At 72.9% G+C, this 15,093-nt stretch carries 12 protein-coding genes, 1 pseudogene and 1 riboswitch; of the genes and pseudogenes, 3 read left to right on the top strand and 10 right to left on the bottom strand.

Features of this window, described 5'->3' with window-relative positions; translation table 11 throughout:
- Positions 1-108 precede the first annotated feature (108 nt).
- Entirely contained in the window at positions 109-1,050 is a 942-nt protein-coding gene (locus ACIBK0_RS00460; protein ID WP_399074027.1) for a LysR family transcriptional regulator, read from the top strand.
- Between the two features lie 197 nt (positions 1,051-1,247).
- Here the strand turns inward: ACIBK0_RS00460 and ACIBK0_RS00455 are convergent, their stop codons facing one another.
- The 6 genes from ACIBK0_RS00455 to ACIBK0_RS00430 form a co-directional block, all read right to left on the bottom strand.
- Positions 1,248-1,673, bottom strand: a complete 426-nt coding sequence (locus ACIBK0_RS00455; protein ID WP_399074025.1) for a transglycosylase SLT domain-containing protein — start codon at positions 1,671-1,673, stop codon at positions 1,248-1,250.
- Between the two features lie 339 nt (positions 1,674-2,012).
- Complete coding sequence (locus ACIBK0_RS00450; protein WP_399074023.1) at positions 2,013-2,876, bottom strand: ECF transporter S component; 864 nt, start codon at positions 2,874-2,876, stop codon at positions 2,013-2,015.
- Positions 2,873-4,600: an ABC transporter ATP-binding protein gene (locus ACIBK0_RS00445; RefSeq protein ID WP_399074021.1), complete on the bottom strand. Its 1,728-nt coding sequence runs from the start codon at positions 4,598-4,600 to the stop codon at positions 2,873-2,875. The genes ACIBK0_RS00450 and ACIBK0_RS00445 overlap by 4 nt, the downstream gene beginning before the upstream one ends.
- On the bottom strand, positions 4,597-5,697 hold the full coding sequence (locus ACIBK0_RS00440; protein ID WP_399075077.1) for a CbiQ family ECF transporter T component: 1,101 nt from the start codon (positions 5,695-5,697) through the stop codon (positions 4,597-4,599). Before ACIBK0_RS00440 ends, ACIBK0_RS00445 begins: the two co-directional genes overlap by 4 nt.
- Before the next feature lie 466 nt (positions 5,698-6,163).
- A complete protein-coding gene (locus ACIBK0_RS00435) occupies positions 6,164-6,757 on the bottom strand; it encodes an SCO2322 family protein (protein WP_399075075.1) in 594 nt (197 codons plus the stop codon).
- 56 nt (positions 6,758-6,813) lie between these two features.
- Positions 6,814-8,040 carry a prenyltransferase/squalene oxidase repeat-containing protein gene (locus tag ACIBK0_RS00430; RefSeq protein ID WP_399074019.1) on the bottom strand — a complete coding sequence of 409 codons (1,227 nt, stop codon included), beginning with the start codon at positions 8,038-8,040 and terminating at the stop codon, positions 6,814-6,816.
- A 132-nt stretch (positions 8,041-8,172) separates the two neighbouring features.
- Positions 8,173-8,244, bottom strand: a riboswitch (cobalamin riboswitch).
- Positions 8,245-8,364: 120 nt separating this feature from the next.
- Between ACIBK0_RS00430 and ACIBK0_RS00425 the strand changes: the two genes are divergently transcribed.
- Complete coding sequence (locus tag ACIBK0_RS00425) at positions 8,365-9,027, top strand: phosphotransferase (RefSeq protein ID WP_399074017.1); 663 nt, start codon at positions 8,365-8,367, stop codon at positions 9,025-9,027.
- Here the strand turns inward: ACIBK0_RS00425 and ACIBK0_RS00420 are convergent.
- Both ACIBK0_RS00420 and ACIBK0_RS00415 read right to left on the bottom strand, forming a co-directional pair.
- Positions 9,021-9,302 (bottom strand): annotated as a pseudogene (locus tag ACIBK0_RS00420) (serine hydrolase); the annotation flags it as partial. The gene ACIBK0_RS00425 and the pseudogene ACIBK0_RS00420 sit on opposite strands and share 7 nt — an antisense overlap.
- Positions 9,303-9,308: 6 nt before the next feature.
- Positions 9,309-10,931 (bottom strand): PP2C family protein-serine/threonine phosphatase, encoded by a 1,623-nt coding sequence (locus tag ACIBK0_RS00415; protein ID WP_399074015.1) that lies wholly within the window; start codon positions 10,929-10,931, stop codon positions 9,309-9,311.
- 186 nt (positions 10,932-11,117) lie between these two features.
- Between ACIBK0_RS00415 and ACIBK0_RS00410 the strand changes: the two genes are divergently transcribed.
- Complete coding sequence (locus tag ACIBK0_RS00410; protein WP_399074013.1) at positions 11,118-13,190, top strand: ATP-binding protein; 2,073 nt, start codon at positions 11,118-11,120, stop codon at positions 13,188-13,190.
- Positions 13,191-13,338: 148 nt separating this feature from the next.
- Here the strand turns inward: ACIBK0_RS00410 and ACIBK0_RS00405 are convergent, their stop codons facing one another.
- The gene (locus tag ACIBK0_RS00405) at positions 13,339-13,779 is read right to left on the bottom strand and encodes a nuclear transport factor 2 family protein (RefSeq protein WP_399074011.1); all 441 of its coding nucleotides are present in this window, start codon (positions 13,777-13,779) and stop codon (positions 13,339-13,341) included.
- 164 nt (positions 13,780-13,943) lie between these two features.
- The gene (locus ACIBK0_RS00400; RefSeq protein WP_399074009.1) at positions 13,944-14,981 is read right to left on the bottom strand and encodes an MBL fold metallo-hydrolase; all 1,038 of its coding nucleotides are present in this window, start codon (positions 14,979-14,981) and stop codon (positions 13,944-13,946) included.
- Between the last annotated feature and the right edge of the window lie 112 nt (positions 14,982-15,093).

Below are 15,093 nucleotides of genomic sequence, written 5' to 3'. Positions count from 1 at the left end.
GCGGCAGGTCCATTGAATGTTTCGTAAGGGGCGATACGCCGCGTGTATCGCCGTGCTCACGGCGGCCACGGCGGCGGTGACGGATCGCGCGAGGGCTACGCTGGATCGGTGCCCGACTCGTCACCGCCTCCGGCAGCCTTCGATCTGCGGTTGGTGTGGTGCTTCACCGTCGTGGCCGAGTACCGGCACTTCGGCCGTGCCGCCGAAGCCCTGCACACCACCCAGCCGTCCCTGAGCCGGCAGATCCACCGCCTCGAACAGCAACTGGGTGCCCGCCTGTTCGAGCGCACGCCTCACGGCAATCACCTCACGGAGGCCGGCCAGGTCTTCCTGCCGCTCGCCACGGAGTTGCTGCGCACCGCCGACCAGGCCGCGGCGCGCACCCGGGCCGCCGCCCGACCCAGCCGCATCACCGTCGGCTACACGCCAGGCCTCATCATCACCCCGGTCGTACGCGAGCTGCGCCACCGGCACCCCGACGCCGAAGTGCGAACCCTGCATCTCGCCCCGGACGAACCGCGCCCGGCACTGCTGGACCACCGGGTGGACGCCGTGGTCGCCCGGCTGCCGTTCCCGACCGACGGCCTTGACGTGACGGCCCTGTACGACGAGCCCCGGGTTCTGGTGGTGTCGCGGGAGCACCGGCTGGCCGGCAAGGAATCGGTCACCCTGGACGACATCGCCGACGAACCCCTGCCCCAGGTGCGGGGGTCCGACCCGCTCTTGAGCGCCTTCTGGCGCATCGACCCCCGGCCCGACGGACGCCCGGCACCCAGCGGCCCGCTGATCGAGGCCGTCGAGGACAAGTTCGAACTCATCGCCGCCGGGCAGGCCGTGGCCATCTCCGTCCACGTCCACACCCACACCATGCGCCCAGACCTCACCACGGTCCCGCTCGAGGGCGTCGAGCCCAGCCACGTCGTGCTGGCGACTCGCGCCCGCGACCGCAACGGCCTCGTGGCGGCCTTCCGCACCTACACCCGAGCCCACCTCACGGGTCTCGATCCGGCCGGCCCGGCGAGCGCCCCGCCATCACGATCCGTGGAGTGATCGCACCGGCTACCTCATCGGCGCAAGCCGCGGGTGGTGCCGCCGAAGCGGTGGCGGCCATGGGCGAGCATGGCGAAGGCGGCGGCCCGGGGATCGGGGGCCGCCGCCTTCGCTCGGGGGGCTGCTGTGTGCAGGCTTTGGGGGAGCCTGTTGTGGGGGCAGCCCTGGTTGGTGTGGGCAGCCCGGGTTGGCTGTTCTTAGTACCAGCCGTTGGCCTGCCAGAAGCTCCAGGCGGCGGTGGGGCTGCCGTAGCGGGAGTTCATGTAGTCCAGGCCCCACTTGATCTGGGTGGCGGGGTTGGTCTTCCAGTCGCTGCCGGCGGTGGCCATCTTGGAGGCGGGCAGTGCCTGGACGAGGCCGTAGGCGCCGGAGGAGGCGTTGGTGGCGCTGGGGTTCCAGCCGCTCTCGTGCTCGACGATCTTGCTGAAGGCGTTGAACTGCGTGGCGTCGGGGATCATCTGGTGCGCGATCGCCTGGGCGGAGGAGGCCGAGGTGGTGGTGGCGGGGGCGGCCTGTGCGGGGGCTGCGGCCAGAACCATGCCGGTGGTGGCGGCGGCCACGGCGGCACCGGCGAGGGCCTTCTTCGGGGAGGCAACGACGCGGCGGATGATGGAGACGGTCACGCGGGGCACCTTTTCTTCGGGGGCAGGGGAGTCGCTGTGTGCCGGTGCCACGCGGTGGGTGGTGTCGGTATACGTCGGCGCCGCGGCCCGGGTGGGCTCGTCGGTGCCTGGCGACGAGCTCAAGAGAAACAGGCTCGGACCCTGTCCGCAATGAACCCTTTTACTAGTGGTGGCCGAATCGAGCGGAAACGTCTCCTGTGTGAACTGGCTCTCAAAGTGCAGGTCAGAGGGGGTGTGTCTGCGGATATATCGGACAACCTGGACTACTATGCCGCTTCGTAGGTGACGTGCGTCATGTGGGGTGCTTCACCGGTCGCCCCACGATCCGTGCTCGCGGGATCACGCAGCGGGTGCGTCGAATGTGACCGCGGTCTCGAAAGCGGCCCTGCGGGTCGCCCGGCGAAGCGCCTTGAGGAGCGCCGGGCCGAGCGTGAGGGTCAGGACGACGGTGACCACCGCCCGGCCGAGGTCCCAGCCGAGTGAAGTGGCCAGGCAGTACGCGAGGAAGCGGGTCAGGTTGGCCGGGACGGTGTCGTGCGGGTCGAAGGCGACGGTCGAGGCCAGCGCGTCCATGAAGGGCCAGCCGGACAGGTTCATGACCGTGCCGTACGCGAAGGCGGCGAGGAAGCCGTACGCGGCGAGCATCACCAGTTCGACCCGCCCGCGCAGCCGGTCGGGGCCCGGCAGCAGCCCGGCGCCCATCGTGAACCACCCCATGGCGAGCATCTGGAACGGCATCCACGGCCCGACCCCGCCGGTGAGCAGCGCCGAAGCGAACATCGTCACCGACCCCAGCACGAACCCGAACCCCGGCCCGAGCACCCGCCCGCTCAGCACCATCAGAAAGAACATCGGCTCGATCCCCGCGGTCCCGGCCCCGACCGGCCGCAGCGCGGCGCCGGTCGCGGCCAGTACGCCCAGCATCGCCACCGCCTTCGGGCCGAGCCCCGACTCGGAGATCGTCGCCGCCACGACCGCGACGAGCAGCACAAGAAGCCCCGCGAACAGCCAGGGGGCATCCTGCGCGTGTGCGCTGACCTGCGAGCCGGGCCCCGCGAAGAGCGGCCAGGCGAACCCGGCGATGCCGGTGGCGCTGACGAGGACGAGGGCGGCTATGGAGCGGGGCCCCAGGTGGATGGCTTTGGCCTGGGCCTGGGTTTGAGGACGGGCCTGGGTTTGAGGCTGGGCTTCCGGCGACGTCATGAGAGTGCGTTCCTGACCTGGGCCACGGTCAGCCATGGCTGGGGGGCCAGCACCTTCGTGACCTGGGGGGCGAAGGAGGGGGACGCGACGACCACCTCGGCGGTGGGGCCGTCGGCGACGATCTCGCCGTCCGCGAGGATCACCACCCGGTCGGCCAGGTCGGCGGCGAGTTCCACGTCGTGGGTGGCCAGGACGATGGCGTGGCCCTCGGCGGCCAGCCCGCGCAGCACGGTGACCAGGCGGGCCTTCGCCGCGTAGTCGAGGCCGCGGGTCGGCTCGTCGAGGAGCAGCAGCGGGGGGCGGGCCGTCAGCACGACGGCCAGCGCGAGTGCCAGCCGCTGGCCCTCCGACAGATCCCGTGGGTGGGTGTCGTCCGCGATCCCCGGCAGCAGCTCCGACACCAGAGCCCGGCAGGTGCCCTGCTCGGAGCCCGCGCTGGGGGTCCCCCCGCGCGAGCGAAGCCGAGCGTGGGGGAGGTCGGCGGCCGCGCACTCGGCGGCGACCGTGTCGGCGTACAGCAGATCCCGCGGTTCCTGCGGTACGAGGCCCACGCGCCGTACGAGCTCGCGCGGCGCCGTGCGGTGCGGCACCGCCCCGCCGACCCGGACGGATCCGGCGGCGGGTTCCACCAGCCCGACCAGCGCTCCGAGGAGGGTGGACTTCCCGGCGCCGTTGCGGCCCATCAGCGCGATGGTCTCGCCGGGGGCGGCGGTGAGATCGACACGGCGGAGCGCCTCGACGCGACCGCGCCGGACGGCGAGGGATTCGACCACGGCTGTTTGGGCGGGGGCGGGGGCGGTAGGAGTGGCCCTGCGCAGGAGCCGGGACAGGCGGGACGTGGAGTGGGGGCGCGAGGGGAAGGGGGGATTGACCGCGTCGCCGGCACTTGATGCCCTATTACCCGCGACCTCGGCCAACCGCTCCCGCAGCGCCCCTGCCCGCCGTCGTGCGTCGCGCACCGTCAGGGGGAGGGGGGACCAGCCGGCGAGGCGCCCCAGATCCACCACCGGCGGGTACACCGGGGAGACGGCCATCACCTCGGAGGGGGTGCCGAGGAGCGGTGCGGCGCCCGGGGACGGGAGGAGGACGACCTGGTCGGCGTACTGGATGACGCGTTCCAGGCGGTGTTCGGCCATGAGGACGGTGGTGCCGAGGTCGTGGACGAGGCGTTGGAGGACGGCGAGGACCTCCTCCGCGGCGGCGGGGTCCAGGGCGGACGTGGGCTCGTCCAGGACCAGGACCTTCGGGTGCGGGGTGAGGACGGAGCCGATGGCGACCCGCTGCTGCTGCCCACCGGAGAGCGTGGCGATCGGTCGGTCGCGCAGTGCCGCCAGGCCCAGCAGATCCAAGGTTTCCTCGACCCGGCGGCGCATCACGTCCGGCGCGAGGCCCAACGACTCCATGCCGTAAGCGAGTTCGTCCTCCACGGTGTCGGTCACGAAGTGGGACAGCGGATCCTGGCCCACCGTGCCCACCACGTCCGCGAGTTCGCGTGGCTTGTGGGTGCGGGTGTCCCGTCCGGCGACCGTGACCCGGCCGCGCAGCGTTCCGCCCGTGAAGTGCGGGACGAGACCGCTCACCGCGCCCAGCACCGTCGACTTGCCGACCCCGGAGGGCCCCACGAGCAGCACCAGTTCGCCCTCGGGCACCTCGAAGTCCACGCCCCGGACGGTGGGTTCGGCCGCACCGTCGTACGTCACGGAGACATCCTCGAAGCGGATCATGACGACTCCTTGGGGATCGGGGTGACGAAGGCCGGCAGGAGACCGAGGAGGATCGCCGCCGCGGGCCAGAGCGGGAGAGCGGGGGCCACCAGGGGGACGACGCCGGGGCGCAGCGCCACGGGATCGTAGGAGGCGGCGACGATCATCAGCGCCGCGACGGCCACGCCCGACCCCGCGACCAGCCATGCCCGTGCGCCCCATACGTCCGGCCGGTACCGCGTCCGCAGCGAGCGGCGGCCGCCCAGCCACAGGCCGCCGAGCGCCGCGGCCAGCCCGGTCAGCAGCACCGGTAGGCCGTAGCCGACGCCCTCGGCGGTCAGCAGTCCGTACGTGCCCGCGCAGACGCCGAGCAGACCGCCCAGTGTCAGTACGGCGGTGGTGCGGCGGACGGCGGGTGGGACCTGGGCGGTGCGGCCGTAGCCCCGCGCGTCCATCGCCGCCGCGAGGGCGACCGAGCGCTCCAGCGCGCCTTCCAGGACCGGGAGCCCTACGTGCAGCAGGCCGCGCAGGCCCCGGTCGGGGCGGCCGCGCAGCCTGCGCGCGGCGCGCAGTCGCTGTGCGTCGGCGATCAGGTTCGGGGCGAAGGTCAGGGCGACGACCACCGCGACGCCCGCCTCGTACAGCGCTCCCGGCAGCGACTTCAGCAGACGCGCCGGGTTGGCGAGGGCGTTCGCCGCGCCCACGCAGATGAGGAGCGTGGCGAGTTTCAGGCCGTCGTACAGCGCGAAGACCAGGCCCTCGGCGGTGATGCGGCCACCGATGCGGATGCCTTGGGCCCAGTGGGGGAGGGGGACTTCGGGGAGCGTGACGATGACGTGCGTTCCCGGGATCGGGGAGCCCAGGAACACGGCGAAGCCGAGCCGGATGCCGAGAACGGCGGCCGCCAGCTTCACGAATGCGCCGTAGGAGCGGGCCCAGGGTGCCTCGGTCCGGCGCGCCGCCACGACGTATCCGGCTACGCCGACGAGGAGGGCCAGGAGGAGGGGGTTCGTGGTCCGGGAGGCAGCGGTTCCCAGGCCCAGGGCCCAGATCCACCAGGCGCCCGGGTGGAGCGCGTTGCTGCGGTTCGCCTGCGGCGTGCGGGTACGCAGGTGCAGTGGGCGCCTGGCCGGGGCGGCACCCGGCGCTGCAGGTGTCCGCCTTCTCCCAAGCTCTCGGGTTCGCTTGAGCAGGGGGAACCCCCGACGCCCTGCGGGACGACTGCCCACAGTGGTAGCGGCGCCGGCGCGCCCCGGCCGTGCGAACCGATGGCCCTCAGCGGCGGCGGAGGTGCGCTCCTCCCGCGCGAGTCGTTCGTCGGTAGGGGTAGGGGTAGGGGTAGGGGTAGGGGCAGGGGCAGCGTTGGCGGCAGCGGGAGTGGCGGAGGTGCGCTCCTGCCGGGCGAGTAGTTCGGCGGCAGCAGCAGCAACAGCGGGAGTGGGGGCGGCGGAGGTGCGCTCCTGCCGCGCGAGTCGTTGGTCGGCGGCAGCCGCGGCGGCGGCAGCAGTCTCGGCCGCCTCCGCAGCAGCGGCGGTCGTCTCGGCCCGTGCGTCGTCGTCCGTCGTCATCGCTCCCACCCCCGCCTCAGCCCCGGCGGCGGCGTGCCTGCCAGATGGCGGCCGTGCCCAGCAGGGCCACCGCGGCGGCGCCCGCGAGCAGGCCGACCGACGGGCCGTGGTGGGTGGCCGTCGCCCGGGAACGGGCGGAGGCCGTCGGCTTCGTGGCGGAGACCTGCTCGCCGCAGCCGGTGCGCGGGTAGCCCGCGATGGCGCACAGAAGGGCGTTGGTGTCGTAGCGGAGGGGCTTCGCGACCGACGCGAGGGCGTCGGCCGTCGTGGCGTCGGAGGGGACGCGGGCGCACGCCGTACGCGCGGCCGGTGGCGTCTCGCCGGACGGCGCGTCCGCCGTCGTGCCGAAGTCGATGACCAGGGCCACGCGCTTCTTGCCCTGCTGGGCGGGTGTCTTCGCGCATATGGACGCGAAGTCCGCCGCCCCGCGCGGCTTCGAGGCGTCCTGCGAGTCCTCGCTCACCGCGAAGCGGAACCCCTCGACGTCGCCGTCGGACGGCCGCGCGGTCGACGGACCCTGCGTCGCGTACGCCCACTTCCCGCCGGTCAGATCCCAGAAGGACCAGTAGCGGTAGCCGACGGCACGGGCCTGCCCCGCGCCGCCGAGCATGAGGAGCAGCAGGGCCAGGGTCAGGGCGAAGACCGGCGCGGATGTCCGACGGCGGCTCACAGCTGCTGCTTCTTGTTGCGGCCGCTGATCAGGAAGCCGATGCCGATACCGGCGACGAGACCGACGCCGACGATCCACCAGACACCGAGCCCCTTGTCGTCGTCCTTCTTCTTCTCGTCGCTCGGGGCGGCCGAGTGGTCGGAGGCGTCCGCCGCCGGACCGGTCGCGCCGAGCTGCTTGACGAGGTCCGCGCCGCCGAAGTCACGCGGGTCCGTGCCGGTCGCATGGGCGGCGAAGATCAGCTGGGCGTACGCGGCCGGACCGGCCTTCGCCGCCCAGGCGCCGGAGTTCTTCTCCAGCCAGGCGAGGGGTTCCTTCGCCAACGTCGTCGCTCCCGCGGCGGACAGCGCCACGACCGCGTCCGCCGTGTTGCCGTAGTCGGGCTGGTCCTTGGCACCGGCGAGCGCGGACTTCAGGTAAGGGGTCTTCTCCAGCGACTTGGCCAGATAGTCGGCGCCGTTCTGCGCCGCGTCCTGCGGTCCGAGGGAGTCGGTAGTGGCGCACTGCGTACGGTCGTACGCCGCGCCGGCCTTCGTCGCGAACCCCTTGCCCAGACCGCCGAGCACGCCTGCCGCCGTCGCGTCCGCGTTCGCCGCGAGCTTGCCCTTCTTGTCGGGCTGGTAGGCGAACGCGCCGCCACCGTCCGAGCCGCACGCGAGAGACAGAGCCACGAGGGCGTCGTACGGCGACTTGCCGCCCTTGGCGACATCGGCGGGCTTCTCGCCCACGGCCGTCAACGCCCCGATCACCACGGACGTCGAGTTGGCGTCACTCGCCCCGCCCGCGGTGTACCCCCAGCCGCCGTCCTTGTTCTGTACGGACTTCAGCCAGGCGACGGCCTTGCCCGTCTCGGCGTCCTGCCCGCCGAGCGCGGCGAGGGCCTGCACGGCCGCGGCCGTGCTGTTCGTGTCGACCATCGTCTTGGCATCGCATTTGGCGGTGGCGTCGGCGCGGTACGGAGCGAACGCCCCGTTCGCGCACTGCTGTCCGGTCAGCCAGTCGACGGCCTTGGCAGCGGGCTCGACGCCCACGGTGTGCTGGGCGAGCAGCGCGAGCGACTGCCGCCAGACACCGTCGTAGGTGGGGTCGGTGGAGCCGTACAGCCCGGACGGGATCGCCTGGGAGGGAGAGGGGGACGCGTCGGCGGCGAAGGCTGCCGGTGCGACGGCCGTACCGATGACGACGGTGGCGGCCAGTACCGCGGCGCTGCGGCGAACAATCATGACTCTCCCTGCGGGGAGCCGGGCAGCACCGGGCGCACGCTGGAGCATCCGGGCGGCTCCGGCTCCGTATCCCTCGACGGTGCCGGCCAGCGGCGGGTTGCCGGTGGCACGAGCCGGTCACGTCCCGTGCGCGGCGATCCGGCTCACCGTCCCTGGTGGGCGGCTCACGGTTGCGGGTCAGCGCCGGAATTGCACCGGCTTCCCCCCGTACGGGCGTGATGACGACGCGCTCACTCTACCGGGCCGTAGCAAAGCGCCTGAGGGCCGCCTGTGGGCCCGGGCGGATGCCGGGCCAATCCGCAGGACTGGCCCTAAAGTCGGCCCATGCGAACGGGGAGACTGCTCGGCTCGGGGCGTTCGGCGGACGTCTACGAGATCGACGAGGCGTGGGTACTGCGGCGGGACCGGGAGGGGTGGGGCGACGCCACCGCCGAGGCCGTGGTGATGGAGCATGTGCGCGGGCACGGGTATCCGGTGCCGGGGGTGCGGGCGGCGACCCGCAGCGATCTGGTGATGGAGCGGCTGTCGGGGCCGACCATGCTGGAGGCGTTCGGCGCCGGTGTGCTCTCCCCGCGGGAGGCGGGCGTCACCCTCGCCCGGCTGCTGCGCGGGCTGCACGCGCTGCCCGCCCGGGTCTCGGCGGACCCGGCGGTCCGCGTCCTGCACCTGGACTTGCACCCGGACAACGTGATGCTCACCCCGGACGGCCCGAAGGTCATCGACTGGGCCAACGCCGAGGAGGGCGCGCCCGGCCTCGACTGGGGTATGTCCGCCGTGATGCTCGCCCAGGTCGCCGTCGGCGGTGAGCCGCACGCGGAGGTGGCGCGCGAGACGCTGGCCGCGATGCTCGGGGAGGGCGTGCACGGCGTGACGCAGGACGGTCTCACCGAGGCGCGACGGCGCCGGGCGGCCAATCCGACGATGAGCGTGCGCGAGGTCCAACTCCTGGGCGACGCCGAGGAATTGATCCGGACGCTGCTTCACTGAGCGGTGCGGCGCCAGAAGTCCCGCATCAGCGGGGTGGGCGTCGGGTTCTCCATGGCGACCTGGGTGAGCAGGACGGCGACGGTGCCGGACGACGGGACGATGTGGGCCGTTGTGCCGGTGCCGCCGGTCCAGCCGTAGTGGCCCGGGACGTTCCAGGGGTCGGTGGGTTCGATGTCGACCTGGGCGCCGCAGCCCCGGCCCTGGCTCTCCATGAACAGCGCCCCGATCTCGCGCTGGGCGGAGGTGAGGTGGTTGGTGGTCATCTGCCGTACCGCATGGCTTCACGGCACGCGCGCGGGGACCGTCGCCTCCATGGGCTGGCACAGGACCAGGGCGAGATCGTCGGCGAGGGCCGAGCCGGTGTGGGCGATCAGGCGGGCGTACAGGGAGTGCAGGGCCTCGTCGGGGAGCGGCTCGCGCAGGGCGAGCGCGGCCTCGCCGAGAAGGGGGAAGGGGGCGCCCTCCGGGTCGCGGGCCTCGGTCAGGCCGTCGGTGTAGAGGAGGAGCCGGTCGCCGGGCTGGAGCCGTACGCGGTACTGGCGCGGGTCGGGGCACAGTCCCAACGGCGGGGCGGTGACGCGGGGTTCGAGGAGTTCGATGCGGTGGCCGGCGCGCAGGGGTGCCGGGTGACCGCAGTTGACCAGTCGCACCTCGCCGGGCGCGAACTCGGCGAGCACGGCGGTGACGAAGTCCTCGGGGCCCAGCTCCGGAGCGAGCCGTGCGTCGAGGTCGGCGGTGAGGGTCGTCAAGTCGGGTGCCATGTAGGCGAGTTCGCGGAAGCCCGCGATCGTGTCGGCAGTCAGCCGGAGGGCGTCGAGCCCGTGGCCACGGACGTCGCCGACGAGGACACGCAGTCCGAACGGGGTCACCGCGACGTCGTACAGGTCGCCGCCGACGGTCGACTCGAGGGCGGCGCTGTGGTAGCGGGTGCACACCTGAGTGCCACCCAGGGTGCGGGAGATGGGCCGCAGGACCGCCTCCTGGGTGATCCGGGCGACTTCGCGGGCCCGGTCGAGCGTCGCGACGAGCCGCTCGCGCTGCCGGGCCGCGTACACGGTGAGCGCGCAGCCGAACAGCAGGCCGCTCCAGTGGACGGCGAACGCGAAAGTCTGCACGGTGCGGTCGTCGATCCCCATCGCGAGGCCCAGCACCGCGGACCAGCAGCAGGCCAGCACGGTGTGCCGGACGCCCAGCCGGACGCAGGCCAGCAGGGGGCCGATGAGCAGCAGCACGATGAGCGGCGGCACCCGGTCGAAGAGCAGATCCGGCACGGCGATCGCCAGACAGGCGGCCAGCGGCACCAGCACCAGCCACCGCACCTGCCGCCCGACACCCGCGGTCACGTCCCCGTCCCCGATACGGGCGCTCGCGGTCGGCTGACCGTCCTCGCCACCGACGCCCGCGGTCGGCTGACCGTCCCCGCCACCGACGCCCGCGGTCGGCCGGCCGTTTCTGACGCCGGCGCCTGCGGTCGGCCGGCCGCCCTTGACGCTGACGTCCGGGGTCATGTCAACGTCTCCGATATCGGCGTCCGTGGTCGGCCGGCCGCTCCTGACACCGACGTCCGCGGTTACGTCACCGTCCCTGACACCGGCGCCCGCGGTCGGCGTGCCGCCCCTGACACCGATGTCCGCGCTCAGGTCGTCGCTCCGACCCTCGGCACCTGTGACCGGGGCGCCGTCTCCGGTGCGGGTGTCTGCGTTCGGCTTGCCGTCCCTGAGACCGACGTCCGTGCTCAGGGCGTCAGTCCGGTTCCCGGGACCTGTGACGGGGGCGCCGTCTCCGAGGCCGGTGCCCGCGGCCGAGCCGCGGCTCCCGAAACGCCTTCCCGCGGCCGAGTTGTCGTCTCCGACGCCGGCGCCCGTGGTCATGTCGCCCCCACCGCCTCCGCCCCTGGCGGCCATCCGTCCTCCCTGGTCACTCTCGCCCATCACCTGACAATCTCCGAATATCACCCTTCCCGCCCTCATTGACGGGGAATTGATCGCATCTCGTCGGAAGGTGTACGGAAGTGATGGGGGTTGCGGCCTTTCTGTTCGAGTTGCTGGAGCGAGGCATCGCGGGAGTGCGACGCGGACAGACTGGTCCACGTGTCTGACAAGACGACCGGTGGACGGTCCGGCAATCTGCCCCCGGAGACGCGGAGCTTCGTCGGGCGGCGGGACGAACTCGACTGGCTGGACGACGAGTTGGATCCCGGGGTCGGGATCGACCGGCTCGTGAGCCTCGTCGGGGTCGGCGGCGTCGGCAAGACCCGGCTCGCGCTGCGGGCCGCGGGCCGGGTCCGGGACGCGTACCCCGACGGCGTGTGGCTGGTGGAGCTCTCCCCGCTACACACGGCGGGCCTGGTGGGCCTGGCCGTCGTGGAGGCGCTGCGGCTCGCGGACCAGTCGACGGGCCCGGTCACCGAGGTGGTCGCCGAATGGGCCGAGGGCAAAAGGCTGTTGCTGGTCCTCGACTCCTGCGAGCACGTTCTGGCGGACTGCGTGGCGTTCGCCGAGGCGCTGCTGCCGGTCCTGCCGGGGCTGCGCATCCTGGTCACCAGCCGCGAGCAACTCGGCCTGCCCGGCGAACGCGTGCTGTACCTGGACCCGTTGCCGGTCGCCGACGACGCGGTGGCCCTGTTCGCCGAACGAGCGGCCGCCACCGGATTCGCTCTCGACGACACCAACCGCGCCGCGGTCGAAGCCGTCTGCCGCCGTCTCGACGGCATCCCGCTCGCCATCGAACTCGCCGCCGTCCGGCTCTCCGAGCTCTCCCTGGCCCAGCTGCACGACCGCCTCGGCGAACGTCTGCCGTCCCGGCTCGATCTGCTCGTCGCGCGTGACGGAGAGGGGCCGCCGCGCCACCAGACGCTGCGTACGGCCATCGGCTGGAGCCACGAACTGTGCGCACCGCTGGAACGGCTGCTGTGGGCCCGCCTCTCGGTGTTCGCGGGCGGCTTCTGCGTACGCGCCGCCGAGGAGGTCTGCGCGGGCGGTCCGCTGCCCGCCGGGCGGATCGCCGGTCTGCTCGCCCGGCTCGTCGAGAAGTCCCTAGTGCGTCGTCACCGCGCCGACCCGGACCGCTTCCGGCTCCTTGACACCGTACGGGAGTTCGGCGCCGACTGGCTGCGCGCGCTCGGCGAGGAGCGAGCCGTACGGCTGCGCCACCGTGACCACTACCGGCGCCTGGCCCGCGAAGGCTGCGCCGAGTGGAACACCGGACGACAGGTGGCGTGGTGCGAGCGCACGCTGACCGAACACGCCAACCTCCGCGCCGCAATGGACTGGGCGCTCACCGAAACCGACGGCCGTGTCGCCCTGGAGATGGCGGCCGACATCGGCTTCCTGTGGCGGCACTGCGGCTATCTGCGCGATGCCCAGCACTGCCTCGACCTGGCGCTCGCCACCGACCCGCCGCCGGGCCCCGACCGCATCCGAGCCGTGTGGTCGCGCGGCGCGGTGGCGCTGCTCCAGGGCGACCTGGAGGTCGCCGCCGAGTGGGCGGTGCGGTGCGCCGACGCGGCGCGGGACCAGTGCGATCCGGCGGCGGTGGTGGCCGCCGCGTACCTCATCGGCGGTCAACTGGCCCTGAGCGGCAAGCTGTCCGAGGCGATCGACGTGCTGTCCGCCACGCCCCGGCTGCCCATCCGGCAGGACGGGTTCGGGGCCGCCCAGCTCCAGGTCCGCGTGGCGCTCTCCTTCTCGTACATGCTGCGGGGCGACCACGAGCGGGCGCGTGCGGTGGCCGAGGAGGTGCGCGCGGCCAGCGTGGCGTGCGGCGAGTCGTGGGCGGGTGCCTTCGCCGACGGGATCGTGGCCCAGGCGGACCTGGCCCGCGGCGATGTCCGCGCGGCGGTCGGCAACGCCCGCACCGCCCTGGCCGGGCACGGGCTGCTGCACAACACCGTCGGCGCGGCCATGGCCCTCGACGTGCTCGCCGCCGGTGTCGTCGCGGCCGGCGACGGCCACCGCGCGGCCCGCCTCCTCGGCATCGGCGAACGCGTCTGGGAACTCACCGGCCGCGCCCAGATGGACTCACCCGACCTCATCGCCACCCGCTGCTCGCACGAACTGCGCGTCCGCGAGGAGATCGGTGACACGGAGTACGAGAAGGCGTACGAGGAGGGCCTCGCCATGTCGTACGAGGAGGGGCTGGACTACGCGACGCACGGTTCCTGACGACCATCTCCAGCCTGCCGGAGGGGCTGAAGGGGGTCAGCCCGTCCGGCGTTTGAGGACGAGTGCGGAGCGCGATCTCGGGGGGTCTGGGGGCGGAGCCCCCAGGTACGGGACGGGTAGGGGCGGAGGGGGCGAAACAAGCTCCCGGTCACTGGCGGGGCGTCGGTCCGCCGAACGGCAGGAAGAGCGTCCGGCAGGCGAGCAGCCAGCGGCCGTCGACCTTGCGGAAGACGTCCTCGTAGTGCCCGATCTGGACAGGAGGCCCGGCCGGGACCATGCCTCCGGTGTGGCCGTCGACGCGATAGGTCGTGAAATACGAGGTGGCGGTGGCCGTCGTCGGCGAGCCCACGGTCACGAGGATGTTCGTCATCACGCGGCGCGACAGCCGGTCGGGGGGACGGGAGCCGAAGTACTCCCGCAGTGCGTCACGCCCCCGCACGATCCGGTCGCCCTCCGGCCACTGCCAGCAGCCGTCCTCGGTGAACAGTTCGGTCACCGAGCCGGGTTCACCGAGGTCCAGACGGCGGACGAAGTCGAGAACGAGCCGCTCACAGGCGCGCTCGGCGAGGAGTTGTGCGAGGTCATCCATGACGCCGTTGCTATCAGCCGCGCGCCCGCCACGGCCAACGCATTACCGCGACCGACGCACCCGCTTCGGCCAACGCACTACCGCGGTCAACGCACCCGCTTCGGCCAACGCATTGGCGCGGTCAACGCATCCGCCTCGACAAACGCCTTACCGCGGCCGACGCATCACACAGCCACGTACGTCACCGGATCGCTCCCCGTCACCGCCTCCGCCCGTCCCAGCTTCACCAGCCGCCGCACATGGGCCTCGGCCTCCGAGACCGCGATGGTGCGTGATCCGTACGGGATCTGGTCCCAGGGCCGGTTCCACTCCATGCGCTCGGCGAGCTGCCAGGGGGTGAGCGGTGTCGAGAGGAGGGTCAGCAGTCCGGTCAGGCGTTCCTCGTGGTGGACGAGCAACTCCCGTACGCGGGAAGGGGCGTCGGCGAACGCGTGCTGGTGGGCCGGGAGCACCTCGGCGGGGTCGAGGCGGCCGACGCGCTCCAGGGAGTCGAGGTAGTCGCCGAGCGGATCGGTGACGGTGACGTCGTCCGGATCCTCGTACAGGCCGATGTGCGGGGTGATCCTCGGCAGGAGGTGGTCGCCGGAGAACAGGCGGCCGTGGCCCGGGAGGCGGGCGGGATGGTCCTCCTCCAGGTGGAGGCAGACATGGCCGGGCGTGTGGCCGGGGGTCCAGATCGCGCGCAGGCGGCGGCCGGGCAGGGCGAGGAGTTCGCCGGGGACGATCTCGCGGTCGGGCAGGGCGGGGGAGAAGCCGGGGAGGGTGCTCGGACGGGCCGATGTCCGGGCGCCGCGCAGGGGCGCCAGGTGCTCCTCGGGCGCGCCGGAGGCCGTCAGTTTGGCCGCCATGTAGGCGAACCAGCGCTCGGGCCGGTTCTCCCGCGTCCGCCGGACGATCGAGGCGTCCGCCGCGTGCATCGCGATCCAGGCCCCGGACGCCTCGCGCACCTGGCCCGACAGGCCGTGATGGTCCGGGTGGTGGTGGGTGATGACCACGCCGTGGATCTCGGCGACGGTGGTGCCGCATGCGGTGAGGCCCTCGGCGAGGGTGTCCCAGGAGGCGGGGTCGTCCCAGCCCGTGTCGATCAGGACGGGACCGCGGTCGGTGTCCACGACGTACACCAGGGTGTGGCCCAGGGGGTTGTCCGGGATGGGGACACGGATCGACCGTACGCCCCCGCCGTGATCGGTCACCTGCGCCATGGGCTCCCACCAATCGCCGTGTTCCGGTCACTGTCCGGTCTGCCGGCCACTATAACTAGAACAGATTCCATTGGGTGCCCAAGTCGACTGTTATCTCTCCGCGTCCGGCGTC

The sequence above is a fragment of the Streptomyces sp. NPDC050564 genome (genome assembly GCF_044457265.1).
Lineage (GTDB): Bacteria > Actinomycetota > Actinomycetes > Streptomycetales > Streptomycetaceae > Streptomyces.
The sequence above is the reverse complement of the archived record's forward strand: the minus strand, read 5'-3'. Positions and strand labels throughout refer to the sequence as shown.